Source organism: Alishewanella maricola (assembly GCF_016343785.1).
In the GTDB taxonomy this organism is placed as follows: Bacteria; Pseudomonadota; Gammaproteobacteria; order Enterobacterales; family Alteromonadaceae; genus Alishewanella; species Alishewanella maricola.
Genome location: NZ_JAEINI020000001.1, coordinates 169,362 through 184,910, shown reverse-complemented (window position 1 = coordinate 184,910; position 15,549 = coordinate 169,362). Strand labels below are relative to the sequence as shown.

The 15,549-nt window shown below is 46.4% G+C and carries 13 protein-coding genes; 4 read left to right on the top strand and 9 right to left on the bottom strand.

Going from position 1 to position 15,549, the window contains the following annotated elements:
• Positions 1–25 precede the first annotated feature (25 nt).
• The 9 genes from queA to JAO78_RS00860 form a co-directional block, all read right to left on the bottom strand.
• On the bottom strand, positions 26–1,051 hold the full coding sequence (gene queA, locus JAO78_RS00900; RefSeq protein ID WP_226749471.1) for a tRNA preQ1(34) S-adenosylmethionine ribosyltransferase-isomerase QueA: 1,026 nt from the start codon (positions 1,049–1,051) through the stop codon (positions 26–28).
• A 425-nt stretch (positions 1,052–1,476) separates the two neighbouring features.
• The gene (locus tag JAO78_RS00895) at positions 1,477–2,397 is read right to left on the bottom strand and encodes a hydrogen peroxide-inducible genes activator (RefSeq protein WP_226749470.1); all 921 of its coding nucleotides are present in this window, start codon (positions 2,395–2,397) and stop codon (positions 1,477–1,479) included.
• 158 nt (positions 2,398–2,555) lie between these two features.
• The gene (locus JAO78_RS00890) at positions 2,556–3,821 is read right to left on the bottom strand and encodes an inorganic phosphate transporter (protein WP_226749469.1); all 1,266 of its coding nucleotides are present in this window, start codon (positions 3,819–3,821) and stop codon (positions 2,556–2,558) included.
• A gap of 18 nt (positions 3,822–3,839) precedes the next feature.
• Entirely contained in the window at positions 3,840–4,517 is a 678-nt protein-coding gene (locus tag JAO78_RS00885) for a TIGR00153 family protein (protein ID WP_226749468.1), read from the bottom strand.
• 142 nt (positions 4,518–4,659) lie between these two features.
• The gene (gene phoU / locus JAO78_RS00880) at positions 4,660–5,373 is read right to left on the bottom strand and encodes a phosphate signaling complex protein PhoU (protein WP_226749467.1); all 714 of its coding nucleotides are present in this window, start codon (positions 5,371–5,373) and stop codon (positions 4,660–4,662) included.
• 47 nt (positions 5,374–5,420) lie between these two features.
• The gene (gene pstB / locus JAO78_RS00875; protein WP_439647494.1) at positions 5,421–6,194 is read right to left on the bottom strand and encodes a phosphate ABC transporter ATP-binding protein PstB; all 774 of its coding nucleotides are present in this window, start codon (positions 6,192–6,194) and stop codon (positions 5,421–5,423) included.
• 44 nt (positions 6,195–6,238) lie between these two features.
• Positions 6,239–7,591 (bottom strand): phosphate ABC transporter permease PstA, encoded by a 1,353-nt coding sequence (gene pstA, locus JAO78_RS00870; RefSeq protein WP_226749466.1) that lies wholly within the window; start codon positions 7,589–7,591, stop codon positions 6,239–6,241.
• A complete protein-coding gene (locus tag JAO78_RS00865; protein ID WP_226749465.1) occupies positions 7,591–9,453 on the bottom strand; it encodes an ABC transporter permease subunit in 1,863 nt (620 codons plus the stop codon). Before JAO78_RS00865 ends, pstA begins: the two co-directional genes overlap by 1 nt.
• Complete coding sequence (locus JAO78_RS00860; protein WP_226749464.1) at positions 9,450–10,421, bottom strand: PstS family phosphate ABC transporter substrate-binding protein; 972 nt, start codon at positions 10,419–10,421, stop codon at positions 9,450–9,452. Before JAO78_RS00860 ends, JAO78_RS00865 begins: the two co-directional genes overlap by 4 nt.
• A gap of 264 nt (positions 10,422–10,685) precedes the next feature.
• Between JAO78_RS00860 and JAO78_RS00855 the strand changes: the two genes are divergently transcribed.
• From JAO78_RS00855 to JAO78_RS00840, 4 genes are all read left to right on the top strand, one after another.
• Positions 10,686–11,183 (top strand): glycine cleavage system transcriptional repressor, encoded by a 498-nt coding sequence (locus tag JAO78_RS00855; protein WP_226749463.1) that lies wholly within the window; start codon positions 10,686–10,688, stop codon positions 11,181–11,183.
• 92 nt (positions 11,184–11,275) lie between these two features.
• A complete protein-coding gene (ppk1, locus tag JAO78_RS00850; RefSeq protein WP_226749462.1) occupies positions 11,276–13,408 on the top strand; it encodes a polyphosphate kinase 1 in 2,133 nt (710 codons plus the stop codon).
• On the top strand, positions 13,405–14,958 hold the full coding sequence (locus tag JAO78_RS00845; protein WP_226749461.1) for a Ppx/GppA phosphatase family protein: 1,554 nt from the start codon (positions 13,405–13,407) through the stop codon (positions 14,956–14,958). The genes ppk1 and JAO78_RS00845 overlap by 4 nt, the downstream gene beginning before the upstream one ends.
• A complete protein-coding gene (locus JAO78_RS00840; protein WP_226749460.1) occupies positions 14,958–15,542 on the top strand; it encodes a DNA-3-methyladenine glycosylase I in 585 nt (194 codons plus the stop codon). The genes JAO78_RS00845 and JAO78_RS00840 overlap by 1 nt, the downstream gene beginning before the upstream one ends.
• Positions 15,543–15,549 lie beyond the last annotated feature (7 nt).

Below are 15,549 nucleotides of genomic sequence, written 5' to 3'. Positions count from 1 at the left end.
ATTATAGCAGTATTCAGCCAGCGGCTTAACTAATAAACATCGCGTCGCCATAGGAATAAAAGCGATATTGCTCTGCAATAGCCGTTTTATAAGCCTGTAATACATGTTGTTGGCTACTAAAGGCGGACACCAGCATAATCAGTGTCGATTCGGGTAAATGAAAGTTGGTGATTAGTGCATCAATGACTTGAAAGCGATAACCCGGGTAAATAAAAATTTGGGTATCGCCACTGTAAGGTTGCAGCTGACCGCCATGCTGTGCCGCAGCGGATTCAAGCGAACGCACTGAGGTAGTACCGACGGCTACTACCCGATTGCCGCGCGCTTTACATGCTGCAACGGCATCCACCACCTCTTGCTCCACTTCAATATATTCAGCATGCATTTTATGCTCTAGCACCGAATCAACGCGTACCGGCTGAAAAGTACCGGCGCCAACATGCAAAGTCACAAAAGCAAATTGCACGCCTTTGGCCGCTAATTGATCTAACAAGGGCTGGTCAAAGTGTAAACCTGCTGTAGGTGCAGCCACGGCACCGGGTTTTTTGTTATACACCGTTTGATAACGGGCTTTATCTTCTTCGGTATCAGGGCGCGCAATGTAAGGGGGTAACGGCATATGTCCTAGCCTGTCTAGCATGGCAAATACCGGCTCATCACCCAGTAACTCTAATTCAAATAAGGTATCGTGCCGTTGACGCATCAGCACTTTAGCGGAATTTTCTAACAATAATTCTGTGCCGGGTTTTGGCGCTTTACTGGCACGAATATGCGCTAAAAAACGCTGTTGGTCCAAGACACGTTCGACCAACACTTCAACCTGGCCGCCTGAGGCTTTTTGACCAAACAAACGGGCGGGGATCACGCGTGTGTTGTTAAACACTAACAAATCCCCAGGGTTAAGCAAATCAAGCAGTTCTTTGAAGATATGATGGTGCAGTTCACCCGTTTGGCGCTGCATGGCCAGTAAACGACTGGCTGAGCGCTCAGCCTGTGGTTGACTGGCAATTAGATGTTCAGGTAACTCAAAACTAAAATCTTTCACTAACATAGCGTTGTCCTTGGCTTTACCGGCCAAATCCGGCGGCGCTATGTTAGCAAATTTATCCAGGGCTTGTTGACATTTGATGGTTGTTTTTGCAGCTGAGTGGCTGGTATTTATACAAGGCAGAGCTTGTGCCGTGTAGTTATTCTACATAAACAAGCGACCCGTTTGTCTGGAACAAACGGGAACACCTCTGCTGGCCAAAGGCGAAATATAGGATATATTTCGTATAACGCAGTAGAAATGCCAGCCACACGCTGCCCGAAGGGTTCGTCTGGCGATGCTTTGTTCTTTGTGGCCTACATGGATGTAGGTCAGGGGCGAGAGCAGGACGCGGTAGCTTCTCTCGTCGTTTATTTAGAATAACTAAACTGCACTCCTCGTTTCGCGATCAAAACACCGCCAAACGAACAAAATCTAAACAGCAAACGTCAACAAGCCCTTGCTCGACACTTTTTTACCAGCACTTCACCGATTAACGCGGCCATTTGCTGATAACTACGCGCTTTACTTGACGTTGGACGCCACGCAACGCCGATATCCCGATATGCCTGCCCTGCAGAAGCCGGCTGACTGATTAACTCGGTGCCCTCTAAAACACCACTATTAATCGCCATCTGCGGCATAAAGGTCACCCCCAGTTTGTTATTCACCATTTGCGTAAGGGTATGTAAGCTGGTAGCGAAAAAAGGATTCACCTTACGGCTGTCTTCTAATTCACAGGCTTTTACCGCATGACCCGTTAAACAATGCTCGCGCTCTAACAAGAAGATACTCTCATCCGGCCATTGGTTAATATCTTGATTAAAACCGCGATCTTGCCAATCCTTATGCAGCACTAGATTAAACGCGTCTTGTTGCAGTACTTCCGTGTGCAATACGCCCGTTTCATAGGGTAGCGCCAGCAACACCATATCTAGGCGGCCTTCACTTAACGCATGCAACGAGTTATCTGAAGTGTCTTCACGCAATAATAGCTGCAACTCGGGAAAACGCTCACGGCACAGTGTCATGACTTCACCCAGCACAAAGGGCGCAATAGTCGGGATACAACCCAACCGAAAAGGCCCGGTCATCGGTTTACCCTGAGATTTAGCAAAATCGGTTAGCTCTTCGCATTGCTCAATAATATGACGTGCCAGCCTAACAACATCTTCACCTAGGGCGGTGAAAATAAAAGTTTTATGGTCACGCTCTAATAATTGCGTTTCCATGGTCTCCTCCAAACTGGCAATGGCCGCGCTGAGTGTCGATTGCCCAACATAGCAAGCATCGGCAGCACGGCCAAAATGCTGATGCTCATGCAAGGCGAGTAAATACTGTAATTGTTTAATACTGGGCAGACGTTTCATGCTTAACCTTTCGCTACAATCGAATTGCTAAAACTTACCTTTTTTAATCGATTTAAGCAATTAGCATCAGTGGCATGATGAAAGAAATATAAGGTGCAGGCAGACAAGACTGGCTATGTTAGCTGCGACAGCCCTGCTGTCGCAGCTAACACAAAAGTTTAACTGAAAATCGCTTTTAAGATGTAGAAGAACACGATGGCCAAACCTGCGCCGACCGGTAAGGTAATAACCCAAGAAATAAAGATATTACGCACTACCCCCAGGTTTAAGGCCGCAATACCCCGTGCTAAACCCACGCCGAGTACAGCACCTACTAAGGTTTGCGTGGTAGAGATGGGTAAACCCGCACCCGAAGCAATAACCACGGTAGAAGCAGCAGACAGCTCTGCCGCGAAACCACGGCTGGGTGTTAAATGCGTAATCGCCGTACCGATTGTTTTAATAACACGGGCACCTAAGGTCGCTAAACCAATAACGATACCGATGGCACCTAAAGGCAACACCCACACGGCTAACGTTGCTTTAGCCGCAATTTCACCGCCAGAGGTCACCACACTGACTACCGCCGCCACTGGGCCGATAGCATTCGCCACATCGTTCGAGCCGTGTGCAAAGGCCATACAACATGCGGTGGTAATCATTAAAATACCGAAAATACGCTCTACGTTGTTGTAGTGCATCTCTTTGTCGGCTTCTGGGTCAATTTGAATACGCGAAATGGCGATCTTACCAATAACCGCTACAACCACACCGACGGCAATCGAGATATAAATACCATTGGCGGTAGAAATATCTAAACCAACATGCTTTAAGCCTTTTTGCACGGTAACCAAGGTCATCATTAAACCGGCGAAAAACATATAGAAAGGTACATAACGCTTGGCGTTTTCTAAAGGGTTATCGGTATCAAAAATTAAGCGTTGCGCACTCATAAAGATTAAATAAGCCAACACCCCCGCCAACATGGGTGTCACGACCCAGCTACCAACGATGCCACTGACTTTATTCCATTGCACGGCTTCAGTGCCGGCAGCAACTAAAGCAAAACCGATAATAGCACCGATAATCGAGTGAGTGGTGGAGACTGGCCAACCAAAGTAAGACGCTGCTAGCAACCAGGTACCGGCAGCTAATAAAGCAGCGATCATACCAAACACCATAAATTCAGGTGTATCGGCAAAGTAACCGGCATCAATAATACCCGAGCGGATTGTTGAGGTAACAGAACCGCCTGCTAAGTAAGCGCCAGCGAATTCAAATATCGCTGCAATCAAGATAGCTTGTTTAATCGTGAGGGCTTTAGAGCCAACAGAGGTACCCATGGCATTTGCCACATCATTGGCACCGACACCGTAAGCCATAAAAAAGCCAAATACTGCGGCCAAAATAATCAGGATCAGGCCGTAAGATTCTAAAATTGCCATAAAAAATTACCTATTAGGTTAGCGGGCTAGCATAATTTCAAGACGGGAACCAACACGTAAGGCGACATCTGCTAAATCGCCCAACCATTCCAGTGTGCGATATAAAAACATCACATCGACTGGGTTAAGATCCTTCTCGGCTAGCCGCAACTTCTTACGTAATTTAATTTGCATTTCATCGGTATCGTGCTCGATAGCATCCAATTGCTCGACCATCTTAATCACTAGATTAACTTCACGGCCACGAAAGCCCGTTTCCAGCAATTCATCTAGTTCATTAATTACCTGAGAAGCCATCTCGGTGGCATCAATACAACGCTGCACATAAGCAGTAAATTCAGTTTGGATTGTTTCAGGAATTTCTAATTCACGACCCAACACGCGGCCAGAAATATCTTTTGCTTTATTAGCAATTTTATCTTGTTGCGATACCAATTCTAAAATATCGGTGCGGTCAACAGGTAAAAACAAACCTCGCGGTAAGTTAATCCGAATTTCACGTTTTAAGCGATCAGCATCTTTTTCAAATGCAACGATGCTCTTACGCACTTCCGCTGCCTGGGTCCAATCTTTTTGATAAACCGCCGCAAAGAATGGCAGTAATTGCTCACTGGCTTGGTGTACTTTGCGAATATGCTCTTCAATCGGCTTTATTGGCGATTTGGCAAATACGGACAAAAAAGTATTAGCGGGCATAGAGGGCCTCATTGATGTTAAGTGACTGTAGTCGGCGAACATTGTAACCGCAATGCCAAAGTAATAAAAATGAAATGTCGTTTCAAAAAAAATGCCCCTGCTAGAATACCAGCAGAGGCACGGCAAAACATTTTACTAACAGCTAGTCGCCACGAACTTCCTGCTCGAGCTTTTCGTGGCTGGCATGTCTAACAACCTTACCTTTAACAAAGAAAATAATGTATTCCGACAAGTTCTTACAGCGATCGCCAATGCGTTCTAACGAGCGAGCCGACCACAACACGTTCATCACTTTAGGAATAGAGCGCGGATCTTCAATCATGTAGGTCATTAATTGCCGCGTAATCGCTTCGTATTCACGATCCACTTTTTTATCTTCTTTATGCACGGTTAACGCTGCTTCAACGTCCATTCGAGCAAAAGCATCTAACACATCGTGCAACATTTGCGCGACATGTCGCCCCAGATTGTCTAGGTTTACCAGCAAGTCTTGTTGATCACTGTTAAAAGACTCCAGCGCCACTTTGGCAATGCGCCGTGTTTCATCACCGATCCGCTCTAAATCGTTAATGCTTTTTAATATCGCCATTATTAAGCGCAGATCGCTAGCAGCAGGCTGACGCTTGGCAATCACTCGGGTACATTCTTTATCTATCTGTAATTCCCAGTCATTGACCTTCAGATCATTGGCAATAACCTGCTGTGCCAATTCACTATCGCTATTGGCAATGGCGGCTAAGGCATCATAAAGTTGCCGCTCAATTAGGCCGCCCATCGACATCACATGATTTCTAATTTGCTCCAATTCTTCGTTGAACTGGCTGGAAATATGCTTCGATAAATTTAATTTATCCATCCTGTTAGTCTCCGTGGTCCTATTCTGGCTTAGCCAAAGCAATTCAGTTAACCGAACCGCCCAGTAATATAATCTTCTGTTTGCGGCTGGCGTGGATCGGTAAAGATCTTGTTGGTGGCATCAAACTCAACCAACTGCCCTAAATTCATAAACGCAGTAAAATCCGATACCCGCGCCGCCTGCTGCATATTATGTGTCACGATAACGATGGTGTATTGCTGCTTTAACTCATACAGCAATTCTTCAATTTTTAGGGTTGAAATCGGATCCAACGCTGAAGCCGGTTCATCCAATAACAACACCTCGGGCTCAATGGCAATAGCACGGGCAATCACTAGCCGCTGCTGTTGACCACCCGATAAGGTCAACGCATTGTCATATAAACGATCTTTCACTTCATGCCAAAGTGCGGCTTTTTGTAAGGCCGCGGCAATTAACTCGTCTAACTGCCTAGCACTGTTAATCCCCTGCAAACGCAAGCCAAAAGCGACATTTTCATACACCGACAATGGAAACGGATTGGGTTTTTGAAACACAATGCCAACCCGTCGACGTAACTCGGCTAAATCGACACCCGTTTGATAAATATTCAATTCATCTAGCAACACCTGCCCTTCGGTGCTGGCATCATCAAGCAGTTCATTCATGCGATTGAAGCTTCGCAATAACGTTGATTTGCCACAACCGGATGGCCCAATCAGCGCCGTGACACGATTAGCCGGAATGTCTAAACTGATTTGATCCAGCACTGTTTTACCGGCCAAACTGACCGACAAGTTTTGTGCTGACATTTTCGTACTGACATCCGTTAATGCGGCCATTGTATTCCTCATTTATGACACTTTTATGAAAATAAGACGTATTTTTAAGCACCCTGACTGCGTGTCTTTGCCCGATAGTAACGGCGTAAGCGCATCGCTAATAAATTCAGGCTACCAATTAATAACAGCAACACCAGAGCAATAGCGTACACCCGAGGTTCAGCTGCGTCGGCATTCGAGCTTTGCAAGCCAACATCATAAATTTGCAAACCCAAGCTCATAATTTGCTGATCAAGCTGCACAAACGGCCATTCGCTCCGCAGTGGTAATACCGGTGCGTATTTCACCACCCCAACAAAAATTAACGGAGCAACCTCGCCGGCGGCACGTGACATCGCCAGCACCACACCCGTGATCATGGCAGGAATAGCAACCGGTAAAATAAGCTTACGTAATACTTCCGCTTTGGTCGCACCTAAGGCATAACCACCTAAGCGCAAACTTTGGGGTATGCGTGCCAGCCCCTCTTCTGTGGCGACAATCACCACGGGTAAGGTTAATAATGCTAGGGTCAGGGATACCCATAGCAAGCCGGGGGTGCCAAAAGTCGCTTGAGGGAGTTGTTCCGCGTAAAACAACTGATCAATACTGCCACCTAACACATAAACAAAAAAACCTAAGGCAAACACGCCAAATACCACAGAGGGCACCCCAGCAAGGTTGTGTACACTGAGTCGCACCAAACGCACTAAGCGGCCATCTTTGGCATATTCATGTAAATAAATACCCGCCATAATACCAATCGGCGCAACTAACAAAGCCATTAATAATACCGATAATACCGTACCCATAATGGCCGGTAAGATCCCGCCCGCGCTATTTGCTTGCCGAGGTTCAGTACTCAAAAACTGCCACCACTGCGCCGCAAACAGTTGCAACTTACCCCATAACGACAACTGATTGGGTGAAATCACCCGTTCAATATCGCGACGCTGAAAGGTTCTGCTGCTGTTATCGCTTAAGCGTAATTGCAGTTCAGTCGCATTCTCTTGCGTCACGACACCATAAAACTCGCCTTGGCTAAAATGCCGCAGCAAACTTAGCTGCGCCGGCGTTTGCCAATCGTGGCTCAAATGCTGCCAATACCAACGAAACGCCGTTTGTCCTGCCATCTGGCCTTGTTTGATTAACACACGCTGTGCCTGGCTGTGGCTCGGTAGGCCCGCAGCAGCAAGTTGCTCAGCATTAACTTGCTGGCGAGACACCACCTCACCAAACACTTGCTGCATTTGGCCTGAGATGGGGTATTGAAACTGCACGACTTCGGCTGGCCAAAATAACCGTAAACCACGGCTTAAAATTAACAAACACAATAAAAAAAACGTGAGTAGCGTTAAAGCGGTGGCTAATGCCGAAAAGAAATAGAGTCGCCGCCCGGGCTGCCGATTCGTGCTCATTATTCCAACCTCTGTAAATTACGGCGTAAACGTTGGCGCACTAAGTCAGCTAAGGTATTTGCAGCAAAGGTGAAAACAAACAACAAAATAGCCACTAAAAACAACACGCGATAATGGCTGCTGTCGACCGCAGCTTCGGGGAGTTCGATGGTCAGCGTGGCCGTTAAACTGCGCAGCCCTTCGAACAGATTAAAATTGGTGATGGGGTTATTGCCGGTCGCCATCAAAATAATCATCGTTTCACCAATGGCACGACTTAACCCCAACATCACGGCCGCTAGAAACCCGGGCATCGCCACCGGTAACATAATTCGCCGTACAATTTGCCATTGATTGGCCCCCAGCGCATAGGCACCGGCCGTCAGTTGTTGCGGAATTTGTGCTAAAGCATCGTAGCTTACTGTATAAATGACCGGTAGCACGGCAAAACCCATCGCCAGACCAATCACTAAAGCATTACGCTGCTGATAATCTACGCCTTGTTGATCTAACCAAAAACGTAAGCTGTCTTCAAACAGTAAGCTTTCAAACCAAGAGCCTAAACCCAACGCCACCCAGGCACCAATCAGCAATATCGCACTCATCAGTATTAACGTGGCACCACTGCTATTTAAATGCTGCCAACGGCGGGGTAAATAATGCCAATAATAGGCCAATGCCCAAACAGCCGCCGGCACTAACAGTAAATACAGTAATAAAGAGAGCAAATGTTGCTCTAAGGCTGGGGCCAGCCAAATAGCCGCTAAAAAGCCAATAATGACTGTAGGAAATAACGCCATCAGTTCAATCATGCTACTTAAGTGGCTGCGAACCGGCTCTTGCAAAAAGCACACACTAAAAATGGCGGCCAAGACAGCTAAGGGTACCGCCACCAATAACGCATAAAAAGCCGCTTTTAGGGTACCGACGGTTAAGGGTACCAAAGAGTATTTACCTTGATAAAGCTCATAACCCCCACCGCTTTGCCAAACATATTCGGGTTGTTGCCAGCTTTCGTACCAGACTTTTTGCCACAGCGTACGCCATGAAATTTCGGGATGTCGATTATTAATGGCTAAAAAGCCTTCGGCCTGCTGCGCGCTGAGCAGCCACAAACCGTCATTATTAGGGGTAAAACGTAATTCGGTCACGCCTTTCTGCGCCAAAGAGAAAGTTGCATACTGTGCCTGCCAAATAGCTGAACTTAACGCACTATAAAACACACTGAGGCCACCGTTAGCATCTAATACTGCAAAGCCACGACGGCCTCGTTCGGCAGCAATAGCGACAATAGCCGCAGCTTGCTGGCTAAATGGTTTAACCCAACTCAAGCGAAGTTGCCCCGCCGCATCAGCAATCAAATACCATTGTTTTAATTGGCCACTGCTATCGCCGGTAATTAAGCTTTGTTGGCCTGCTAACCAAGTGGCGGCGGTTAACTGCACCGTGCGATCAGTAAGAGATAAACGCTGCTGACAGCCTTGTGACAATGCCGCACGCAGCAACACACAGGCTTCGCCATCGCGTTTAGCGAGTATAATGACGCGCTTTAACCCATCAATTAACTGAAAATCAGCGGCAAAACCCGCTTTTGCAGCAGCCATAGCCAAATCGTCATCGGCTATACTGGGTAGTATTAATGCCGGTGGCGGCGTGCTAGCAGCATGCGGCTGTAACTGAGCCGATACCGGTTTAAACAATGGCAGCACTTCTAGCAACAAATAAACAAAAATGGCCAATAACGTGGCGATCACACTGACCCCAGCCAAGGTGATTAACGCATGCCAGCCACGGTCTAACCAACGCCGATGGCGACTTCGTCGCTGACGTTGCTGCGCATTCGGTAAATGACTGCCTGTAGGCTTTTCTGAGTTAGGCGTCATAAGCCTAAATCCTCAAACACTTGCTGTTTTAAAGGTAACGGGATTGGCACTAAGCCATCACTTTCTAATAGCTGCTGCCCCGCTGCGGATAAAATAAAGCGGAAAAATTCACGCTCGGCTGCAGCTAACGGCTGATTAGGGGCTTTATTAACATAAATATAGAGTAACCGAGCCAACGGGTAAGCCCCAGATAAGGCATTCTCCGGACTGGGCATAATGGCCGCTTCTTCTGCGCCTTGACTGATCGCCAACATTTTTACCCCAGCAATCTGCTGCCCCACCCCAGAGTAACCTAGGCCGTTCTCACTTAAACTTACCGACCTAACTACAGCAGCAGCGCCCGCTAGCTGCGCGACTTTTTGCTGAAAATCGTCGTTACAAAGCGCCTTTTGCCGAAAAAAAGCATAAGTCCCTGACGCTGGATTACGACCATAAGCGGCAATAGATCGTTGCTGCCATCGCCCCGCTAAACCCAAATCGCCCCAACGCGTGATCGCAGAATGAAGCGCACAACGCCGATTTTGCGAAAAAATTGCTTCAAGCTGCGCCATACTGATTTGTTGTAACGGGTTATCTTGATGCACATAAATTGCCAGCATATCCAGTGCAACAGGCACAGCATAGGCTTCATAGCCAAAACGACGGCGAAAACGATCTTGTTCAGCCGTTAACATGACGCGGCTCATCGGCCCAAGATTGGCGGTGCCCTCAACCAAAGCGACAGGGGCGGTAGCCGAACCACTACTTTGTATTTGAATATTTAATTGCGGATGTTTCAGCACAAATTCACGCCGCCAAACCATCATCATATTATGCAAGGTGTCAGAGCCGGTGCTGGATAAGGTGCCAGTTAAGCTTGCGGTTTGGCTAACACTATTCGGTCGAGTTTCAGTGCTACACACCAAGGGTGTAATCACTAATAACAGCACACTACAGAGGTGGCTTAAGCGCATGCGCAGGGTATCCATTGCTATCGAACCTAGTCCAGATGAGTTGCAATCTTAACGTGCCTAAGCAGCAACCCCAAATAAAAATTTAGTATTTACTTTAAAACCATCTGCTTGCAGCTACACTCTATAACAAGTATTCGACAGATTTTACCATGGGGGTGTTGACCTTACCGTGGCAAATCTTGTTTACTGCGCTGCTTAGAAACATATTACAGCATTAATCGGGCGTTAAGCAGCGGCTATAAATACTTACCCAAACCGGACCTAATGAGGAATAACAGAATGAAGCAGTTAGTACTTACCGTGATCGGTAAAGATAAAGCCGGTTTAGTTGAGCAACTCGCAAAAGTCATCAACGATAATCAAGGTAACTGGATGGCCAGTAACCTAAGCCATTTGGCCGGTTACTTTGCCGGTATAGTGCAAATTGAAGTGGCAGAGCCAGATCTCGCGCAATTAACCGCAAGTTTGCAGCAACTGACGGATCTGGATATTCGTGTACAGCACGGCGAACACATTGAACTCGATAAAAATCAGCAAATTCGTTTTGTGATCACCGGTAACGACAGACCCGGCATTGTGCGGGAATTATCGGCTATTTTAAGCCATAAAGGCGCTAATATTATTGCCTTTGAGAGCAATAAACAAAGCGCACCGAATTGGGGCGTACCGCTATTTCATGCTGAAGCGACCGTGCAACTGCCTGCTGGCTTGCATCGGGATGATGTTATCGAAGCACTCGAAGGGATAGCGACCGATATCGTCGTCGATTTGGAATAATCCGTTATTTTCACGATGCCGTGCGGATGTCATCGTGTTGTCATTAAACTGACATAGTGTGCTTTGCAGGAAGTAAGCAGGAGCAAAATCTAATGGAACAAACCATCCTCCCAGCGAAAACGGAAGATTATCCGCTTTATGCACGAGAGTTAAGCTGGCTGGCATTTAACGGCCGGGTGTTGCAAGAAGCCGCCGACACCCGAAACCCACCGATTGAGCGTTTACGCTTTTTAGGTATTTACTCTAATAACCTTGACGAATTTTTTCGGGTGCGTGTGGCCGATGTGAAACGGCGCATCCTCTTAAAAAAATACCAAACGTGGGAGCACGAAGACGCAGAGCAATTGCTGAGCGAAATTCAAAATCGCGTGCTAGAACTGGGTAAACAATTCAACAAAATCTACTTAGATATTCAGCTAGAACTGCGCAAACACAATATCGAGTTAATCGATGACAGCAAGCTCACCGAATTACAGTCTGGCTGGGTGCGTAGCTATTTTAATAGCGAAGTGAAAAAACACATTTCTCCGATTATTCTCTCCAGCGCTGATGCCTCTTTAAGTAAGATTTTAGAAGATAACACCACCTATTTATTGGTTGAAATGACTGGTCAGAGCAAACCTGAATACGCCATCGTGCAAGTGCCTACCGCTGAAGTATCACGCTTTACTGAATTACCCTTACATCTCAATACTCGGAAAAAGAACGGCCATTATCGCCGGCAAATTTTGTTATTAGACGATATTATCAATCATTGTATTGCCGATTTATTCCAAGGCTTTTTTGAGTTTGAGCATATCTGCGCTTTTTCACTGAAACTGACCCGCGATGCCGAATACAATATCAGTGACACCCTTGATCAAAGCCTGATTGATAAAATGTCCAAGGGGATCCGGCAACGCTTAAAATCAGAGCCCACTCGTTTGGTGTATGACGCCGCCATGCCAGAGCAAATGCTTAAAGTGCTGACCAAACAATTAGGCACAAGCTCCGCCGATGCGTTGATTGCCGGTAGCCGTTATCGCAATTTTAAAGATTTTATTGGTTTTCCCAATTTAGGCCATCAAAGCATGGAGTTTCCGCCGCTACCGCCGCTACCCAGCGTCGATTTTGAGCAGCATCCCACCACCTTTGATGCCATCAAAAATAGTGATATTTTGCTGTACTACCCCTACCACAGCTTTGGTTATTTTACCGAGTGGGTACGACAGGCCTCGTTCGACCCGAAGGTAAGCCATATTAAAATCACTATGTACCGAGTAGCCAAGCATTCACGAGTGATCCACTCGTTGTTAGATGCGGTGCGTAACGGCAAAAAAGTCACAGTGGTGGTGGAATTAAAAGCCCGCTTTGATGAAGAAAATAATATCAACTGGGCGCGGCGCATGACCGAATCGGGTATTGAAGTGATCTTTGGGCAAACCACGCTGAAGATCCACTCCAAGATCTGTTTAATTACCCGCCAAGAAAAAGGCAAAGCGGTGCGCTATGGTCATATCGGCACCGGTAATTTTAATGAGAAAACGGCCCGTATCTATACCGATATGAGCTTATTTACCTGCCATCCGGAAATTACAGCGGAAATTGAACAGGTCTTCGAGTTTATTCAATATTCGTATCGCCCGTTCCAATTTAAACATCTTATTGTGTCACCCACGTGGAGTCGCCCCAAGTTGATGTTGCTAATTCAACGCGAGATTGATTTCGCCATCAGTGGTCGCAAATCCGAGATCTTTCTTAAAGCCAATAACTTGGTCGATGAAGAAATTGTGCAATTATTGTATCGTGCCAGCCAAGCCGGTGTGAAAATTCGCATGATTATTCGGGGTATGTGTTCATTAGTCCCAGGCGTACCTGGTATGAGCCAGAATATCAAGATCATCAGTATTTTAGATCGGTTTTTAGAGCATGCCCGGGTGTATGTGTTTCATAATGGCGGGGATACTGATGTCTATATTTCCTCAGCCGACTGGATGACTCGCAATATCGATCAACGCGTTGAAGTGGGCGTGCCACTGTTTGATGCTAAGATTAAACAAACGGTGATCTCCACGTTAGATATGCAATGGCGTGATAACGTTAAAGCCCGCAATATTGACGCAAAACAAACCAACACCTATGTTAAACGCGGCAACAAGCGTAATATTCGTTCGCAACAGAATATCTATGACATCTTTGCGGCACAGGCCCAACAGCTAATTAAACAGGTTGATTCCGAGCATTGACAACAACAACTGAACAAGAACAAGGCCAAGCGCCCTATATAGCCGCCGTCGATTTAGGCTCTAACAGTTTTCATATGGTGATTGCCCGAATTGTAAAAGGTGACATCCAATTACTGCATCGCGAAAAACAAAAGGTGCAATTGGCTGAAGGCTTAAGTGATGATTTGGTGCTAAGTGAAGATGCAATTGAGCGCGGCTTAAATGTGCTGCGCCAATTTGCGGATACGCTGCAACCCTTTGCCCCGCAATCGGTGCGCGTGATTGCAACTTACACACTACGCCGCGCGAAAAACTCTGCCACGTTTTTACGTCGTGCCAAAACCTTGTTCCCGTTCCCGATTGAAGTGATTTCAGGGCAAGAAGAAGCGCGTTTTATCTACCAAGGGGTGGCACATTTTGAACACTTTAGTGGCCGTCGCTTAGTGATTGATATTGGTGGAGGCAGTACCGAGTTTGCCTTAGGTGAGGCCGAGCAACCGCTGCGTTTAAGTAGCCGCAATATGGGCTGCGTCAGTTACGGTAAAAGTTTATTCCCGCAGGGTAAAATTAGCAGCCGCCGTTTTAATCGCGCCATTGTGCAAGCCGAGCAAGAACTCGAACCTATCGTTAATAGTTTTCGCACCGTGGGTTGGCAACAAGCGGTGGGCACTTCGGGATCCGTCAAAACCATTCGCGATATCGTGGTTGGCTTTGGCTGGAGTACTAACGCGCTAGAATTATCGCACTTACTGCAACTGCGTAATTACCTGTTAAAGTTTGAAAACTGCCAAGACTTAGAATTACCCGGTTTAACCGATGATCGCAAACTGCTGTTATGCTCTGCGTTGAGTATTTTGATTGCGGCGTTTCAGATGTTACATATAGAACAACTGGTTTACGTTGATGCAGCACTACGCGAAGGAGTGCTCTATGAAATGAGCGATCGGATGCAGCATTTGGATATACGTGAACAAACCATGCAAAGCCTTGTGCAGCGCTACGACATCGATCAAGCGCAAGCACAGCGCGTTCGCAGCACCGTATTAACCTTGGTAGCACAGGTAAAAGACAGTTGGCAACTGAATGAAGAAGATGCGCTGTTACTCAGCTTTGCCGCAACCGTAGCAGAGATTGGTTTGCACATTAACTCGTCAGGGGTACAAAAACACTCTGCCTACATTTTGCAAAACGCCAACTTGCCTGGTTTTAACCAAGAACAGCAGAACTTATTAGCCTGTTTAGTGCGCTTTCATCGACGAAAAATCCGCGCTGACGAACTACCCTACTTTAGCTTATTTGAACTATCTAAAGTGATTAACTTATTAATTATCTTGCGTTTAGCCGTATTGCTTAATCAAAAACGCCGAGATGATTTTCTACCGACTTTAGTGGTTGAAGCCGGGGCGCAAAGCATAAAATTAGATTTACCCTTGTCTTGGTTGCAGCCACAAAACGTGTTGGCTGCTGATTTACTACAAGAACAAAAAATCTTAAAGAAAATTGCCTTTAAATTAGATATCCCAAGTTTAACAGAGTTATCTAATCAATTGCTGGTAGAGAGCAGCAGCTAATGTGTCGTTGCCCATGGTTAGATATGAGTAAGCCTGATTATGTGGCCTATCATGATACTGAATGGGGCGTGCCGCTATTTGATGATACAAAACTGTTTGAATTTTTAACGCTAGAAGCAGCGCAAGCGGGTTTGAGTTGGTACACCATACTTAAAAAACGTGATAATTATCGCCAAGCCTTTGCTGATTTTGATGCGGCAAAGGTAGCGGAGTTTGATGAGACACAGGTTCAAGCCTTGCTACAAAATGCCGGTATTATTCGCAACCAATTAAAAATTCGCGCCACCATTAACAATGCCGCTCGGTTTTTAGAAGTGCAACGCGAGTTCGGCAGCTTTAGTGCTTACCAGTGGGCCTTTGTTGGCCATCAACCCATCGTTAATGAACCACGGCAATTAGCTGACTATGCAGCACGTAGCCCCGAATCAGACGCCTTTAGTGCTGATTTAAAACGCCGCGGTTTTAAGTTTATTGGTTCGACTATTATCTATGCGCATATGCAAGCCTGTGGCATGGTAAATGACCATAGTGCGACCTGTTTTCGGCGCCAGCAAATTATTGAAAGCTACCGAAGACCTTTCTGACCAACCC